Here is a 16,351-nt window from a genome sequence, read left to right on the forward strand (position 1 = left end):
CTCCAGCTTACCGGTCAGAAACGTGTCTACTATGAGAAAAACAAAGAACGCGATCTGGCGATCGTGACTCTGCTTCTCGGAACCGGTATCCGAGTTTCGGAATGTGTGGGACTTGATATTGAAGATGTGGATTTTAAGAATAACGGAATAAAGGTCACCCGAAAAGGTGGAAATGAAATGGTTGTATATTTCGGACCGGAGGTAGAAAAAGCTCTGAAACGTTATCTGGAAGTCCGCGAGAATATCATTCCGCTGGAAGGCCATGAACACGCTCTCTTCTACTCTGCCCAGCGCCGCCGTATCGGTGTCCAGGCGATTGAGAATCTTGTCAAGAAATATTCCCAGCAGATCACGACCACCAAAAAGATCACACCTCACAAGCTCCGCAGCACCTACGGTACGGCCTTGTATCAGGAAACAGGTGATATTTACCTTGTTGCAGATGTTCTTGGCCACAAGGACGTAAATACGACCAAGAAACACTATGCAGCGATCGACGATGCCAGAAGACGCCAGGCGGCGAAGGCAGTTAAGCTGCGCGAGGATTAATACCTGCTGCCCGTAATGTCTTGCATTATGTACGTTGTTATATGTGCAAATAAAAAGAACATCTTTATGACAGATCTTCGGGATCCTGAAGTTTTTGTCATAAAGATGTTCTTTTTATAAGACTATCCTGCCAGATGCAGTGCTCCTATCAGAAAGATCCAGCTCAGTCCATAATAGGAAATAACAGCCACAAGGTCGTTGACTGTAGTGATGAGCGGACCGGAAGCAACTGCCGGGTCGATGTGGATCTTTTTGAAGAATAACGGAATGCAGGTTCCTACGGCACTGGAGATCAGCATTGCGAGCAGCAGGGAAGAACCGATGCAGGCAGATACCGCAAAGGCAAAGATAAGGGTTTTGCCTTTAAATAACCAGATATACAATCCGATCAGCACAAAGGACATAAGTCCAAGCACACCGCCGTTGCACAGACCGATACGCATTTCCTTAAAAACAAGTTCCAGTTTCTGTTTGCCGGTGAGGGATTCATCCATCAGTACACGGATCGTTACAGCCAGTGACTGGGTTCCGACATTACCTGCCATATCCAGGATCAGCGACTGGAAACACATGATGATCGGCAGATTGGTCACAACCTTTTCAAAGATTCCGACAACAGAGGAAACGACCATGCCAAGTCCAAGAAGAATGATCAGCCATGGCATTCGTTTCTTCATACTTTCTTTGAGAGGTTCCTTGAGATCCTCCTCAGCAGTCAGACCAGCCAGTTTCGCATAGTCCTCTCCCATCTCATCATCGACGAGATCTACGATGTTTGCAGATGTAATAACACCGATCAGGCGGTTATCGTTATCAAGGACCGGAATGGAATCTTCGGAATAATCCTTGAGGTCTTCCATACAGTCATCGATCAGGGCTGTTCCGTATACATACGGGTAGGAAGTGACGATCAGTTCACTGAGCGGATGATCCTGGCGCGCGATGATCAGATCCTTCAGATCGATCGCACCGTAGAATTCCTGATTGCTGTTTACGACAAAAATGGTAGAGATATTGTCATTCTGAGCTGCCTGGGATACCAGGGCACTCATGGCTTCCTTCACAGAAAGATGATCCTGGATCACGATATAGTTGGTGGTCATCCGGCTTCCGATTTCTTCCTCATCGAAAGAATTGATCATCTCGATATCATGTCTCGCTTCATCATCCAGTAACTCGATCAGAAGTCTTCTTTTTTCTTTGTCAAAATGCTGCAGGATTTCAGCCAATATGTTTGTTTCTGTTCGGGAAAGGATCGCAGCAGCTTTCTTGAGGCTCATTTCTTCGAGATAAGTGACTGCCATCTCCTCATCAGTGTATTCCAGAATATCCGATAAAGTATCAAGATCAAAGATCCGGTAAAGCTTGTTTCGTTCTGCAGAAGAAAGCTCCGGCAAAACATCTGCAATGTCGTTTTCGTGGAAATCCTGCAGACGCTTGGAAAGGACTGCCGGAGATATATTGCTTCTGATCACTTCAAGGATTTCTTTTGTGTAGTCCTGTGTTCTTTTTTCCATCCTGTTTTCCTCCTTTTTCGTGGTTCCCGAAAAAGAGCACACCAAAACAAGGCATGGTCTTTCTCAGAGCATGTCAATTGGTATCATTGTTAAACGGATATTTGAATTCCGTTTCGCTATTTGGTTAGATTGTGTTCAGGGATTTTACAGGATAAAAAAGAGAAAAATAGAATAATATAAATTAAAACAGAATGTGACGTGTCATCTCACAAACTGCTGCTCTCTTTGATCCTGTGTTACTACTTCGCCCGTGAGAATCACAACTCTCCATTCTGTTCACCTACCTTTGTATAATTGAATTTTATTGACGGTCATATTATAACCCGCTCACCAGGGGATGTCAAACGGTTTTATCTTAATATTTATTTAGATTACATAATCATACTTATGGTAACTAAAATGGTGCGCAGAAAAAGAACCCTGCCAGCCAGCAGAGTTCTTCTCATCTCCATATCCTATGTAAAATTTAATGAAACCGTAATTATAATGCAGTCACGATCTTATCCTGGAATGCTTCCGGAACTTCTTCCTTGTCAAGAGACATGCTGATGATGAATTTTACATTGAATTTCTCACCAACTGCGATAAGCTGTTCCAGAGTATTGGAAACATCCTGTCCCTCTAATTTAGCGGTTGTCAGGAAACTGTCGAGATATACCTGCTCAAGATCGTGGTCCTGAGAAATGATTCCGCATACGAAACCAACGAATTCATCGGCGTTCTTGATCGGATATACAGAAACATCGATCAGACGAACCTTATTGTTCAGTTCATACATGTGTTTCGTGCTCTTGTCTAAGTAAACAATGCTGCCATTTGCATCCTTAATTGCGCCGTTCACTTTGTCTAACAGTACTTTTGTTTTGCCCTTGCCTTTTTTTCCTACAATCAGTTCAACCATCCTGTTTTCCTCCTTAGACACAATATGATATTAATTTTGAACAAATACGATAATTAATATGTTTGTATTATAGTGTATTTTGCATCAAATTTCAATAGAGAATTGCAAGTTTTTGTGAAATTTTCATTAATATTGTAGTGTGGCACAGAAAAGGATTCAATTTTCCTGTACCAGAGGGATTCCTGAACGGGAATAATCGTAATCAAGATAGTAATTCAGCATTTTCTGTATCCGTGATTCATAGTTTTGAGGAGTCATGAGTCCCTTGTCACCATAAATCCAGTTAATGATGTTTTCGCTGATCGATTCACTGTAATGAGTATCATCTTTGTAATTATCAAGATCGCAGGTAAGCTCAAACAGATCCGTAAAGGAAAAAAGCTTCACATTATCATACTCCATAAGCAGTTCTGCCTGCAGCTTTTCTGCTTCAAAATAACGTTCCAGATTTCCGGAGCATTTAAGCTTATACCACCAGACTGCACTGTATGGCGGCGTATAGAAATAAAACGTAGTTTCCGGATGAGCTTTTACCATATCAAGAACATTCGCCTCTACATTATGACGGACAGTTTTGGCATCATCCTCTGAAAACTTCTTCTGTTTTTCGATTTTTGTTGGAACAGAGTAGGTTTGGAGTACGTAGTCTGTTCCGACGGGATAATCTGCTGCCCAGGAACTGTATTCATCCATGGATGGTGTTTTTTCGCCATGAAGTGTGTATTTGATAACACCAAGCGTATTGTCTATAAAGATATCTTTGTTAAAAAGATACTGGACATCGTTCCATATATTATTATCATACAGATAAGTTGGAACATTGTCATAATTGTAATCGGACTTGTCATCAAAAATCTTATTATAATCCAGACAGCGGAAAATATATTTAATATCAGACTTATTGTCAAATATAGTACGGATTTCTTCATCGATTGCCCAATAGGTATCACCAGTAAGGGTTACCTTGACAGAATGCGTTCCAAACAGGTCATCAAACTGTGAAGTCTTGAAATTCTGCATCATAGAAGTGCCTGTGATTGCAGCATCATAATCAAAATTCTGGATGATACCGTTATTCAGATATCGTTCTTTTCCTCGCTCAAGAGGATATTCCAACTGTTTCAGAGGCTTATGATAGTGAAAAAAAGGATCGATCACTGCTGTCATGCCACCTGCGAGGATCAGGAGTGTGCCCGTTCCCACGAGTACAGTTTTTACAAATTTATTACTGTTCATAGTATTGCTCCCTAAAAGTTAAAGTAGAGAAATTCTGATACACCGGAAAGGGTAAAAATTCCCCAGACCAGACAGAGTACAGTCACTGCCGCCATTTTAGTGGTTGGACGGAAATTCATTTCCTGATTGTTTTTGAAATTAAGACACAGGAACAACATTCCGCCAAGCAGAATCAGGGCATCTGAACCACGGATGGAAGCCATGATTTTATTGAATACGGGGATATGACTGTAAATCAAGTAGAATTCCTTTAACTGAAAAGTCTGTAAAAATGCAGCATGGAGATTGAGGTTCTGGAATTTCAGGATTCTTTTGATAAATGTAAATGCCTGAGAAATAGAATCAGCCCTAAAAAAGATCCATGTTATATTTACAAACAGAAAAGTAAAAGCCCACTGAAGGACTACATGCATGCTCTCCCACTGTTTCCGGAACATTCTGGTAAGTGCATTTCCTATTCCATGCAGAAATCCCCAGAAAATAAAGGTCCAGTTCGCACCATGCCAGAGACCACTGACAAGGAATACAATGATGATATTTATATAAGTCCGGACAGTTCCCCTACGGCTTCCGCCAAGCGGAAAGTACACATAGGTTCGCAGGAATCTGGTCAGTGTCAGATGCCAGCGTTTCCAGAAATCTACGACAGACAGCGCTTTGTATGGTGAATTAAAGTTCATTGGGATATGGATATTAAACATATATCCCAGACCCGTTGCCATATCACAATAACCACTGAAGTCAAAATAAATCTGGAAAGTGTAGGCAAGCATTGTAAGGATCGCATCCATGGATGTAAGTCCACTGCCAAGGTGGCTGTAGCCCCATGAAACAGATCCGCTTAAGGTGTCGGCGATCACAGCTTTTTTGACAAGACCGGCTGCGAACATATACAAACCGCGCGCTATATTGTCCCAGTTGATCTTCCAGTTGTTTTTGTCCTCAAACTGTGGAAGGACTTCGTTATGCAGAACGATCGGACCCGCGATCAGCTGCGGGAAAAAGGTTACAAATAATGTGTAATCTGTAAAATTGTATTCCTTGGTTTCTCCGCGGTAAGAATCAACCATGTAAGAAACCTGCTGGAAGGTAAAAAAGCTGATACCCAGTGGCAGGACGATATTCTTTAACTGGAAGTCCGTGGAAAAAACTTTATTCAGATTATCTACGAAGAAATCATAGTATTTGAAATAAAATATCAGACCAAGATTGAATATCAGACCAATACCAAGCAGTGCCTTTTTCAGAAGTGCAAGCTGTCCTTTCGATATTGTGCCCTCCCATCTGCGCTGCAAAAGCTGAGACAACAAATAATTGACAACAATACTGCTGCACATGATCCACAGATAACTTGGATTGAAATAGCCATAAAACCAGAAAGACATGAGAATCAATGCAACCTTTGCAAAGACTGGTTTTCCGAGTTTATGCAGTCCATAATAGCTACCAAGTGTCAGTGGAAGAAAAACAAATATAAATATGTAAGAATTAAATAACATGTCGTTTTTGTACTTCCCCCTAAATTAATTTTTTAATTTTGTATCAATTATCAACTATAAGGGAAAGTTTAAGGTTCGTCAAGTTTTTCTTCCATTTTGCAGGCTGTTAGAATAGGTGGCACCTTCTGCGGCAAAGAGGATTGTCTTTATTATAGATGGTCATGATCTCGTTTTTATTTCCGCTTGTATCTGCAAGTGTACCGTTTACGATCATGCTTTTGCTACATCCCATGATAAAGTCATCATAAGAGCAGATAGTAACATGGTCGATCTCTGCCTGTTTACAGGACACCGGAGTATTTGTGATCCCGCTCAGTCCCCATACCTGAGATACTGGAAGTGCTCGCATGATCGGAACGGTTGAAGTCTTCCGGATCTCCTGGCAGATATCAAAACCAGATCCATCCGGAAGGCTGACATCCAGAATAACAAGATCGTATTTATCTTCCGTCCATAACTGCTTCTGCCCATCTCTGGTGCGGGCGATATCAAGAGCATAGCCCTGTTTCTTAATGGCAAAGGATAAGTCATTTAACATACTTAAGTCATCTTCGACCAGTAATATGTGTTTCATGTTGTCTCCTTTGGTTTCTGTGTTATTAAATCCAGTATAGTGCGGGATGAGGCGGGATGCAACTTACATTCTTGTAAGATTGGGATAAGAGGCAAAAAAAGAGTGAAGCTTTTAAAACTCCACTCTTTGTCTGAATGATAGATCATTTTCTGTGCATCTGCAGAATCTCAAGAAGAATTTCATACACAGATTCATTTTTCTCTATGATAAGTGACAGGTTTTCCTTTGTCTGGTTCAGAAGGTGAAAAAGGGTCCGTACGTCGGAACTGCCACTGTTGTTTCGCAAAGATGAACGAAGATATCCTTCTGTGTCGTAATAATAACGTTCATCCAGAACGGTGACGAGACGGTCGGTGACGCGGACCGCGGCGGTGTTCAGGTCTGCAGGTGTGGAGGTCTGGCGGTACTGGTAGCCCTGATGAATGTAGCCGTCAAGCAGGTTTTGCGTTTCGCTTTCATTGTTGGCGCAGACTACTTCGATATGCGGATAGTATCTGGAACTTTTTTTCCTTGGCAGATGAAGCATATTCTGGATGAAGGAGGAAAGTTCGGCATTGGTGCGGATGCGGTTAGTCAGATGGAAGGTCAGGATCTGTGGCAGGCGTTCTATCTTCTGAATAGTGGTCTGGTCCATTTCCTCAGGAGAGATCATATCCTCGGAATCACTGGAAAAGATCACGGGCTGGTGATTAACTGCATTTAAAAGAATGTCAAGTTTTGGAGCGGAAAGCAGATGAGCTTCATCTACTAGGATGGCGCTGTAGGAATCAAAGCTGACTGGTTCCCTTTCATTAGCAAGCTCTTTGTCGGTGAGAAAATCGATCCTCTGCAGGCGTTCATGCAGGATCTCCCAATCCCTGGCAGCTTCTCCGCAGTGGATCATGCAGATTCTCTGACGGACAGACAGTTTCATGGCAATGTCATAGAGCAGCAGGGTCTTGCCTGTCCCTGGAAGTCCGTTGAACCAGTAATAGCCGGTGTGTTCTGTGCGGATCTTTTTGAGGATCTGCCGTTCGATATCACGCTGCTGTGAAGTCAGGAAATATTCTTTCCGAAGAAAACGGGCAGGTTCTGTAAGCGGGGAGATCAGATAAAGTTCTGCCTGAAAAAGATCCTCGATATCTCCCTCATAATCCGGACTTTCCTTCTGGAGAATTGTACATAGATGTTCCCAGTCTGCCTCTATGATATGGTCATGCTTTGTCAGCTTGACAAGCCGGTTCTGGTTGCTGATATAAGTATAAGAATGGAGCGGCTTTCCAAGCACAGACAGATAATATCGGTTCTGCAGAAGCTGTTTGCAGATCGCCTCATCGGATACTACACCACTTTTTAACTCGATATTTACGATCTGGTCTTTTTTGATTTGGAGAAGGTCAAATTCCTTTCCAAGCTTTGGAATCTGGAAAGAATAGAAAAAACGAAGAGAGCAGATCTGAGGAATATGCACTTCCAGATGTTCTGTCAGAGCCTTCATGCTCTCCATCTCCCACTCTCTCATCCGAAGAAAATATCCCCTCCCCGATAACTGACGCTCCAGTCTCTGAAGATTGTCGAGCGTCTGGTTTCTGGTGATGGTATAGATGGAAATAGATTTCATAATGATTTACCTGACCTCTTTTTTGAGGATTTTGTTAAACAATGTAAAAAAGGTTATTGTGGTAACAGCCGCGGCAAGGATATCGCTTACCGGTTCTGCCAGGAAAACAGCGAACACTTTGTTCGAGAAGAAATTCGGCAGCAGGAAGATCAGCGGGATCAGGCTGTCTTTGTTGATTAATGCGCGGAGCGCAAAGGGTTTTGTTTTGTTATATGTACTTATTATACTATAACATTTTGATTTATATAACACACTTTTTTATTTTATAAAAACAACAGCCCAGAGCTCTGTCATTCTGCATAAACTCTCCGGGCTGTCTCTTTTTATACATTCATGTATTATACGGTATTGATGTTCTCCAGAAGGGAACTCATCTCCTGATACAGAAGTTCCTTACTGGAAGCTCCCATTACGATGGATATAAATGGATTGCCATATTCATTCTGACATAACAATGCCAGACAGTTTCCTGCACTGCTGGTGGTTCCCGTCTTACCTCCAAGGATCGTAACGCCCTTTGGTGCTGTTGCTTCTCCTGTAAGGTAATGGTCGGTTGCTGTCAGTACTACACTCGCATCAGAGCCATCGCTGTATTTATAATTTGCAGTATAGCTTCCCATCTGTGTGATCTCTGTAAATTCAGGATACTTGAGTGCTTCTTTGAGCATCAGATAGATGTCATATGGCGTTGTATAATGGTTCTCATCCTGCAGTCCATGTGGATTTGTGAAATGTGTTCCTGTACATCCAAGCTGTGCGGCATAAGCATTCATCATGGAAACAAAATTCTCGGTTGAACCGCCGACATGCGTTGCGATCGCAGATGCGGCATCATTTCCTGAATATACAAGGAGACAGTGCACCAGTTCATCCATCGTTACCTGGTCACCTACCTGGAAACCAACTCGCTGAGAGCCTTCCTCCAGAGTTACATTCTCCTCTGAGATCGTGACTACGTCATCCATGTTTCCATTTGTAAATACCAGGAGTGCTGTCATGATCTTGGTGATACTTGCCGGATAAACTTTGTCATAAGCACCCTTTGCATACATTACCGATTTGTCATTGATATCCAGGAGAAGTCCCTCCTGTCCATCCTCCAGTGTCACAGAATCCAGACTCTGGTCACCGCTTACCACACAGAGATCTGCAGCAAAAGAAGCCGCTCTTGAAGTTGCCTTAAGTGTATTCTGATATTGGAATTCCTGATTGATATCAAATGCCTGTACCTGTCTGCCAAAGGAAAGTCCCTTCTGCAATAAGAAGTACCCTCCTCCACACAATACGACTGCCAGAAGAAGCACCGTTACTATAGTCGGAAGGAAATTTCTTCTGGGACGTTTTTTCCGGCGTGCTTCCGGATTTCTTCTTGCCTGTGTCGGACTGACAGGACGTGCACTTTTGCCTTTGATTTGCTGAGTGTGTGAAGCACTTCCTGTCGGTCTTGCTGACCGGGCTGCTTTTTTTCTGGTGGAAGCAGCGGATGAGGAAGTATTACGAGGTCTTGCTGGTCTCTCCTGCATCTCTTCTCTTCTGCGCTCACGTGGCTGTTCTTTTTTCATAGGTAATCCTCTTTCTGATTTACTGACTTTTTGCGAATTTCCTTATTGTATGCACTGCTCTGCAAGCCTACATTCAGGACAAGCCCCATTCCAAGATAAAGACTGACGAGAGAAGTCAGGCCATAACTTACAAATGGAAGTGGTGTACCTGTATTTGGTGCGATTCCTGTCGCAACACAGATATTCAGAAAACTCTGCAAAGAAACGATACTCGCCATTCCGCAGCATATGATCTTACCCGACAGATCCTTGGCCCGAAGCCCCATCCGGATACATTCTATCGAGATTGCCAGAAGCAGAAGAATAATCGTACAGCAGCCAAGGAAACCATATTCTTCGCCTGCAACTGCAAAAATAAAGTCTGTCTGGTTCTCAGATACAAAGTTTCCTTCATTTACAGAAGCAACTTCATCGTTTCCGGACAGTTTCTTACCAATCAGTTCTCCTGATGCGATCGCTGTCTTGGAGTTATTCTGCTGCTGAATATCATCACTGTACTCATCATTTTCAGGATAAAGGAATGACATAATTCGATTTCTCTGATAGTCCTTGATCAGTTTCTGATCCGGCTGAACAACAATAAAAAGAAAGATGATGATCAACGGGATCAGGATCAGGAATGTTCCGCCTATGACCTTGTAACTAAGTCCTGCAATATAGATCAGGATGCAGAACACAGCCAGCATCATAAGCGTATTCTTAAGGTCCGGCTGCTCATAGATCAAAAGCAGTGGAACAGCCAGCAATAAAACGGATTTCGCCAGTGTTTTCGGCGTATTCAGATCTTCTTCGTGATCCATAAAAAACCTGGCAAAAAACAATATAATGATGATCTTTGACAACTCTGTCGGCTGGAAACGAATAAATCCAAAATCAATCCAGCGCGCTGCACCGTTTGCAGAATCACCAAACAGACGAACGATCAGAAGAAGGGCGATGTTCGCGCCATACATGATCCACTGGAAATTGGATATCCAGGAATAATCAATCAGTGAAAGAATCACCATGAAGATCAGTCCCATGATAACACCGATCATCTGCTTACTCCGCAGGTCATCTCTGGCACTTCCAACCAGAATGATTCCGATCACACTGATCGCAAGAAGAAAGATCACCAGTCTGAAATTGTAAAATCGTAACTTATACTGTTTAATCATTTTGTATCTTATTCCCTTTTCTTATATACCGGAATATCCGCATGAAGAACCGGCGGTTCCTGGCTGATCCGGAATACAACGCCATCTTCATCTATGGATACGTATTTTTTTACTGTGCGGATCATATCATCTTTCAGCAATTTCATCATCTGCGGAGAACAGTCGATCCGCTCTGAAACCAGAAGGAGCTTCATCCGGTTCCTTGCATAATCAGCGGAGCGGTTCCTGAATTGCGAAAATGCTTTCATACAAATCCCCTCCTTCTGCTTATGGATCATTTACGGAAAAAATCTCCAATTCGCTGAAACATTCCTTTTTTTGATCTGAGTTCTGCAAAAGGAACCTCCTCACCAAGAAGCCTCCGGCAGATATTGCGGTATTCCTCCTCTGCCTGAGAATTCCTTCCCGAAAGCGGTTCTCCCTGATTGGCTGCGATCACGATCTGCTCATCATCAAGGATCGTACCGATCAGATCCACGGCAAGGATCTCGATCACATCCTCTACGGACATCATATCTCCACGTGCGATCATATCGGGTCGAAGCCTGTTAATGATCAGATGGATATCCCTGATATCTTCCGCTTCAAGAAGTCCAATGATACGGTCTGCATCACGGATTGCAGATACCTCCGGTGTTGTTACGACAAGTGCCTTATCTGCCCCGGCGATCGCATTTCGAAATCCCTGCTCAATGCCGGCCGGACAGTCAAGAAGAACAAAATCAAACTCTTCCCTGAGTTCCTCTGTCAGCTTGATCATCTGCTCCGGTGACACTGCCGACTTGTCCTTCGTCTGCGCAGATGGCAGAAGAAACAGTTCCGGATGTCTCTTGTCCTTGATCAGTGCCTGCTTCAGACGGCAGTTTCCATTAATGACATCCACAAGATTATACACGATACGGTTCTCAAGTCCCAGGATCACATCCAGGTTCCGAAGACCGATATCTGTATCGACAACAACTGTCCGCTTGTCCAGCATTGCCAGACCTGTGCCAATATTGGCAGCTGTCGTTGTCTTGCCCACGCCACCCTTACCGGATGTAATTACTATCACTTCGCCCATGTTTCTGTATCCTCCTCAAAGATATGTTCCAGACTTCTGGTATTTTCTTCTGTGATCTCAGACACAGGGCAGATGCCCTGTGTCTGTTAATCATTTGAAGTATTGCTGGTATCGCTGGAGGCATAGCCCGTCAGAATTGTATCTTCATCTGCCAGATCATAAATGTACTGTAAGATATCATTTGCGGTCAAACAGGCATTTCCTGAACTGTAACCATTTGCAATTCGGACAGCAAGCGCATATTCTGGAGCACCTGTTGATGCTGAAGTCGTATAACCGATAAACAGACCATGGTTCGGATGGTAAATATCCAGCTCGGCAGTACCTGTCTTACCAGAAAGAGTTACTCCAAGTCCATTGAACTGTTCATGTGTTTCAACAACCCTGCGCATACCATCATGAATATCATCCCATACGCTGCTCGGAACATCCGTCATCTGATTTTTGACAGACGGAGCATATTCTGTAAGGATTTTTCCCTGAGAATCTGTAACCTTATCCAGAAGGGAAAGGTCATAAACTGTTCCGGAAGTTGCCAGTGCCGTCGCATATCGTGCAAGCTGACTGGTACTGAACAGATGATTACCCTGTCCAATATAAGACGGAACTGCCTTACTGTCAGAAACATGTGGAGATGCTTCTGAAATCTCAATGCCTGTTTTTTCATCCAGACCAATCTCGGATGCATACTGCTGCAGTTTCGAAAGACTCAATGTTTCCGAAAAATCTCCATCTGCATTCTTTCCTGCAAGGAAACCGATCATATTGAAAAAGTAGTTGCAGGACTGCTCAATCGCACCACGAATCTCAAGAGATCCATGCCCCTGTCGGTTCCAGCAGTAAATTGCCGGTGTTACCAGATCAAATTTACCTGTACACTCATAATAAGTTCCATCATCAATAATGCCCTCCATCATTCCTGTAATCGTAGACAGAAGCTTCAATGTAGAACCAGGTGCTGTTGTCTGCTGCGTTGCCTTGTTAAAGAACGGGCTGGATTGATCCAATGCAAGTTTTGAATAATAGCTGGTATCCATATTATTGCTGAGTTTGTTATTATCATATCCAGGGTAAGAAACGCATGCAAGAACTTTTCCGGTATTTACATCTGTAATGACTGCTGATGCAGAACACGGTGCAAGTGCAAGCTGTGCCGGTTCGATCTCCAGATTGGCAATCTTATTGATCATAAAATCATAAGCAGACATCTGACCGGAGGCAAGGCTTTCATAACTTGAGTCATCCTTGGAAAGAACGCCCTGCTCGTAAAGTACCAGGCAGATATCCTGTCCGGAAATCTGGTCATTCATAAGCATGTACTTGTACAAAAGCTTCGAAAAACCAGTGTCTGTCTTCAGATAATCTGTAATATAATCCGTAAGTGCCTTATAAACTTCATTGGAATCCAGATATTCCCCATCTGGTGAAATAACAGAAATATCGATCCAGTTCTGGCTTGCGGCATAGTTCAGATAATCCTTGAGACTGATACTCTGATCTGTTGTCCATGCCTGGTATGTCGCATCCGAAGTATCTACGGAATCCTTCTTTATGACTCCCAGTGTATCTCTGAGAATGGTATCACAAATATAAGAAAGGTATTCCTGAAATTCCTTCGATTCATCCTTATATGCAGGCGAATTGTCCATTGTCAACCTGTTAGTTATTGTATCAAAAACTTCCTGCTGCTTTTGTTGAAATTTGGCATATAAATTTTTTTCTGTATCGGAAGCATTCTGATTACTGAACTTATCAATATCAATCACACTATTGGATATCAGTGCATTGTATACATCATAGATCGGAACAACGATCCTACTTGCATCCTGTTCAGCTTCATAGTCAAACTCCTTAACTGCCTCGATCTTGTTCAGAAGAATACCGGCAACCCTCTGTTTGAGGATCTGATAAATTGCCGCCTGCCAGTCTGAATCTACAGAGAGATAAACATCATTTCCAGCCTGTGGCTCTATTGTTGTGCCACTGTCAATTTTGAGGACTTTACCAAGGTTATCAACCGTAACCGTCTCCTGTCCATCCGTTCCCTGAAGATCCATTTCCATATACTGTTCAATTCCCGCTTTACCGATGACGGCATCATTAGAGTATTTCGGATCCTGTTTCTTAAGATCTGCAAGTTCATCAGAAGATGCCTTACCAGTATAGCCCAGCAGAGGTCCCATACTCTCATCCTCTACATACTGGCGGCTGGAATCCTCCAGAACATCAATTCCCTGAAGTTCATTCTGATTTTCCTTGATTGCTGCAACGGTGCTCTCGCTGACATTTGTCGCGATCGTAACCGCCATATATTTCTGGAAACTGTTTGTGCTCAGTTCATAGCGCATGATTGCAATATCCAGAACTTCCTGCCTGGTAAGTTCCTGCGGAAGACCGTACTGTTTCAACTCTGCATCTGTATAGGCTTCATCGCCATAAAGGACGATAGAAAATCCCTTGTTACCACTAAGATAATCCATCATGTCAGCAGCACTGGCAGCTGCCTCGTCTTTGGTCAGGTCATCAATGAGCGCATGACCGTAAATATCTGCCTTAAATCGATTCAGGGTAAATCCAGGATCAATATCAAACACATAATTTCCACTGTTATCCAGTTTAATATGAAATGTATTTGAAAGACTGTCTCCATTCTCAGCAAGGATCTGCAAAACCTTATAAGCAGTACCATTTAATGTCAGGTTTTTCTGGCGGGTCGTATCATAACTTCCATTATCCTCAAATGTCAGAGAATATGACAAAATATTGGAAGCAATCAGTTTATTGTTTCTGTCATAAATATTACCTCTGGTACTTTTGAGGACACGTGTCTTGGTGGTCCTTGTCTGGAATTCATCAATATAGTCCTCGCCCTGAATGATCTGCAGCTCATAAAGCTGGCGTATCAGAACAAAAGACAAAAGAATAAACACCAGCAAAAGCACAGAGGTTCGTTTCAGTTGAATTTTTTTGAATATTTTTTTTATTTTAGTACCCAAATAGATTCCCTTTCTTTCCTGGTCGCACTCATGAAGCGATGATTAATATAATAAAAAAACTTATAAACGATCATTGTCAGAAACACTGTATAAAAAATTTCCGGAATAATGATCCTGTACAGATATGTAAAAAGTCCAAGCCTTCCTCTCAGGAAAAACTGAAGTCCATACACTGCCAGATTATAGAACAGATCCATGATTGCAGTGAGAGCCATTGGAACTTTGATATCATCATCATAATAAATACGGAATGCATAACCACTGAAAAATCCCGCATACATATAAATCAGCGCATAAAATCCAAATACAGATCCATAAAACAGGTCTACAAGCAGTCCGCTGAAAAATCCCGTCCACAGGCCACTCTTACGTCCCCGCATCAGCCCCATGGAAACACATAGAATCAACAGAAGATTCGGAGTAATCGAGCCAATGGCGATTTTCTGGAGAAGTGTTGACTGCAAAAGGAAAGACAAAATGATCGTAAAAAACAGAACGATTTTACTTTTCATTATTCTGCTCCCTCCTGGTCGGTATCTGCATCAGAAGAAGTATCCGCTGCTCCACTGTTATCAACTGCATCCTGCTTGTTTACCGTGATAACAAAGACATCCTTAAGATGCTGAAAATCCACCGGTGTTACAATTGTACCGGTCTTTGTCAGATTGTTGGTATCCAGTTCAATCTCGCTGACGTAACCGATAAACAGTCCCTCTACATATTTGTCACTGATATTGGAAGTAACAACTCTCTCGCCTACCGTAACTTTATCATCCTTGTCATAAAGCTGTGAAAAACGAAGTTTCCCCTCATCAATCAGTTCAAGTTCTCCTTCTACCACACAGGTGTCATCTGTGCCTACGGTCATTGCACTTACATTACTGCTGTCATCAATGATCGCACGGACGGTAGCCCAGTTTGGTCCTACTTCTGTAACAATTCCTACAAGCCCCTTACCAGCGATCACATTATTATCCACACGGATACCATCATTACTTCCGCGATTGATCATAAAGGTATCGTACCAGTTTCCAGGGTCCTTGGAAATGATTCTGGCAGCAACCTTAGGATATGAGGAATATTCCTCATCCAGATTGTAAAGTTCCTGAAGTCTGGAAAGTTCTGACTGATTCTGGATCAGGATATTATTCTGTTCTGTAAGTGTATCAACAGCATCCTGCAGTTCCTGGTTCTTATCGATCAGATCCTGCTTATCCTGAAATGTCTGGTTGATCTCACCGATCCAGCTTCCGATCCCATTGATACTTTTTTCAAATGGAACTACGATCATTCCTGCTGCCTCTGCCAGCGGCTCCGATGTAACACCGGAAGCCAGTGTCGATACCACAGCACTTCCACAGAAAAATGTCATGATCACCAGCAGATGTTTACTCTTTAAATGTATACGAAATTGAAATTTCTTTTTCAGGTTTCTCATGTATCATACCCCTAAAAAATTATAATTTACGTTGTTTAACGGGCTGTGCCCATTTCATCAGGTCACGGTCACGGATGATCTTCTCCAGACCGCAGATTGTCGCCTTTTCGTAGAAAGGCGATAAGTTAAAGGAAAATCCTGTATAGCTCGCAAGATAATTATCAATATATGGAATTCGCGTACTTCCTCCGGTGAGATAAATCCCCTCTCTGGCAATGTGGTAGGCAATCTGCGGTGGAATTCGCTCCAGAAACGTCGT

14 protein-coding genes and 1 pseudogene are annotated in these 16,351 nt (G+C 42.7%); 1 reads left to right on the plus strand and 14 read right to left on the minus strand.

What is annotated here, in order from left to right; translation table 11 throughout:
• Positions 1–549: tyrosine-type recombinase/integrase (locus tag WMO75_RS15745; RefSeq protein WP_349078467.1), on the plus strand; the 549-nt coding region annotated here is incomplete at its 5' end.
• A gap of 122 nt (positions 550–671) precedes the next feature.
• Here WMO75_RS15745 and mgtE read toward each other — a convergent pair.
• The 14 genes and pseudogenes from mgtE to WMO75_RS15820 form a co-directional block, all read right to left on the minus strand.
• Positions 672–2,066, minus strand: coding sequence for a magnesium transporter (gene mgtE / locus WMO75_RS15750; protein ID WP_302247829.1), 1,395 nt, complete (start codon positions 2,064–2,066; stop codon positions 672–674).
• A 481-nt stretch (positions 2,067–2,547) separates the two neighbouring features.
• Positions 2,548–2,967, minus strand: coding sequence for a hypothetical protein (locus WMO75_RS15755; protein WP_022215005.1), 420 nt, complete (start codon positions 2,965–2,967; stop codon positions 2,548–2,550).
• A gap of 156 nt (positions 2,968–3,123) precedes the next feature.
• Complete coding sequence (locus WMO75_RS15760) at positions 3,124–4,203, minus strand: hypothetical protein (RefSeq protein WP_302247828.1); 1,080 nt, start codon at positions 4,201–4,203, stop codon at positions 3,124–3,126.
• A gap of 11 nt (positions 4,204–4,214) precedes the next feature.
• Entirely contained in the window at positions 4,215–5,702 is a 1,488-nt protein-coding gene (locus WMO75_RS15765) for an MBOAT family O-acyltransferase (RefSeq protein ID WP_349078469.1), read from the minus strand.
• A 346-nt stretch (positions 5,703–6,048) separates the two neighbouring features.
• Positions 6,049–6,276, minus strand: a pseudogene (locus WMO75_RS15770) (response regulator transcription factor); the annotation flags it as partial.
• Between the two features lie 142 nt (positions 6,277–6,418).
• Positions 6,419–7,876 carry a P-loop NTPase family protein gene (locus WMO75_RS15775; protein ID WP_303223214.1) on the minus strand — a complete coding sequence of 486 codons (1,458 nt, stop codon included), beginning with the start codon at positions 7,874–7,876 and terminating at the stop codon, positions 6,419–6,421.
• A gap of 338 nt (positions 7,877–8,214) precedes the next feature.
• Positions 8,215–9,438: a D-alanyl-D-alanine carboxypeptidase family protein gene (locus WMO75_RS15785; protein WP_299318359.1), complete on the minus strand. Its 1,224-nt coding sequence runs from the start codon at positions 9,436–9,438 to the stop codon at positions 8,215–8,217.
• Positions 9,435–10,595 (minus strand): FtsW/RodA/SpoVE family cell cycle protein, encoded by a 1,161-nt coding sequence (locus WMO75_RS15790; protein ID WP_022214999.1) that lies wholly within the window; start codon positions 10,593–10,595, stop codon positions 9,435–9,437. The genes WMO75_RS15785 and WMO75_RS15790 overlap by 4 nt, the downstream gene beginning before the upstream one ends.
• Positions 10,596–10,603: 8 nt before the next feature.
• The gene (gene minE, locus WMO75_RS15795) at positions 10,604–10,843 is read right to left on the minus strand and encodes a cell division topological specificity factor MinE (RefSeq protein ID WP_022214998.1); all 240 of its coding nucleotides are present in this window, start codon (positions 10,841–10,843) and stop codon (positions 10,604–10,606) included.
• 26 nt (positions 10,844–10,869) lie between these two features.
• Complete coding sequence (gene minD, locus WMO75_RS15800; protein ID WP_022214997.1) at positions 10,870–11,658, minus strand: septum site-determining protein MinD; 789 nt, start codon at positions 11,656–11,658, stop codon at positions 10,870–10,872.
• A gap of 86 nt (positions 11,659–11,744) precedes the next feature.
• A complete protein-coding gene (locus WMO75_RS15805; protein ID WP_243111598.1) occupies positions 11,745–14,576 on the minus strand; it encodes a penicillin-binding transpeptidase domain-containing protein in 2,832 nt (943 codons plus the stop codon).
• Positions 14,577–14,638: 62 nt separating this feature from the next.
• Positions 14,639–15,166 (minus strand): rod shape-determining protein MreD, encoded by a 528-nt coding sequence (gene mreD, locus WMO75_RS15810; RefSeq protein ID WP_022214995.1) that lies wholly within the window; start codon positions 15,164–15,166, stop codon positions 14,639–14,641.
• The gene (gene mreC / locus WMO75_RS15815; RefSeq protein ID WP_022214994.1) at positions 15,166–16,092 is read right to left on the minus strand and encodes a rod shape-determining protein MreC; all 927 of its coding nucleotides are present in this window, start codon (positions 16,090–16,092) and stop codon (positions 15,166–15,168) included. Before mreC ends, mreD begins: the two co-directional genes overlap by 1 nt.
• A gap of 19 nt (positions 16,093–16,111) precedes the next feature.
• Positions 16,112–16,351 (minus strand): rod shape-determining protein (locus WMO75_RS15820; RefSeq protein WP_349078473.1); only part of this gene is annotated, 240 nt, incomplete at its 5' end.

It is taken from the genome of Blautia intestinihominis, assembly GCF_040096655.1.
In the GTDB taxonomy this organism is placed as follows: domain Bacteria; phylum Bacillota; class Clostridia; order Lachnospirales; family Lachnospiraceae; genus Blautia_A; species Blautia_A intestinihominis.